1 protein-coding gene is annotated in these 1189 nt (G+C 44.5%); it reads right to left on the reverse strand.

Features of this window, described 5'->3' with window-relative positions:
* On the reverse strand, positions 1–1189 hold a 1189-nt coding region (locus tag AC0QHF_RS00745), incomplete at both ends, for a reverse transcriptase domain-containing protein (protein ID WP_324702274.1).

Raw genomic sequence — 1189 nt, forward strand, 5'->3', positions numbered from 1 at the left:
GCAGTTTGGCTTCTCGGTTTGGGATTTCTGCTGATTTCCCTCTCCTTGTTGCCCAGTAGACCCAGTTTCCGTCATACGTTGATGCGTTTGGTCTAACCAACGTGTGGTAGACAATGGGAGTCCAGTTATGATGTTGAAGTCGCAGACCATCCTTCGTTTGGAAAATCCATTTTTCGTTTCTTTCGTTCCCATTACTCAGTATTACTTTTCCGGTTCGGAAGTATTTCCTGAGCGTTTTGTATTTGGCGTTTCCGCATCTTGATTCTACCCATGCCCGTAGTTGTTGCCAGAGTATGTTATCTAGCTTTCCGAATATCTCCGAGGAGACTACCCCTGAATAGTATCTTGACCATCCTGTGATGATGGGATTGAGTCTTTTAATCAGGGCGGCTTGAGGTGCTGTTTTATGATTCTTAATCACCTCTTTTACCTTTTCAGTATGGGCTTTGATTGCTTCTTTATCCGGTTTTATGTGAGTCTTGAATCCCAGTAGTCTATTGTGGGGACCTCCACTTTTCCCGGATGTATGTCTCCCTTTTGGATATTGCCTGATATTGAACCCCAGAAAGTCGAATCCGGGTGGGACTTTTTCTCCGTCAACTTTGATTTCTCTTAGTGTATGACAGATTCTTGTCTTTTCCGGCTTAAGTCGGAGTCCAATGGGCTCTAGCCATGAGGAAATAGCAATCTTGCACTGTTCAATGATTTCGAGTTTTGGAGATATAACTACAAAATCATCGGCGTATCTGACGACAGTTGCTTGAACTTTGCTATTCTTTTTTGGGAATAGCTCTTCGATGTGCCTCACCATCCCATCCAGTGCGATGTTGGCGAGGAGTGGACTTATTATCCCTCCTTGGGGTGTCCCGGCTTTTGTATCGTCAAATACACCATTGTCGATGACCCCGGCTTTTAACCATTGTCTGATATTGCGCCTTATGGTCGTTGGACAATGAAGTTTAGATAGTAGGTAATCATGGTCAATTTGGTCAAAGCATTTGGCAATATCGGCATCCAGAACATAGTAGTTCAGTTTGTTGAGCGCCAAATATATTCTACCAATTGCGTCAAGGGTTGAGCGTCCAGGTCGGAACCCATAACTTGTTCCCTCGAATTTAGGTTCCCAGTAGGGTTCCATTGCCATCTTGACCAAGGCTTGCTTGGCTCTATCTCGGATTGTTGGGATTCC

This window comes from Lyngbya sp. CCY1209, assembly GCF_055795065.1.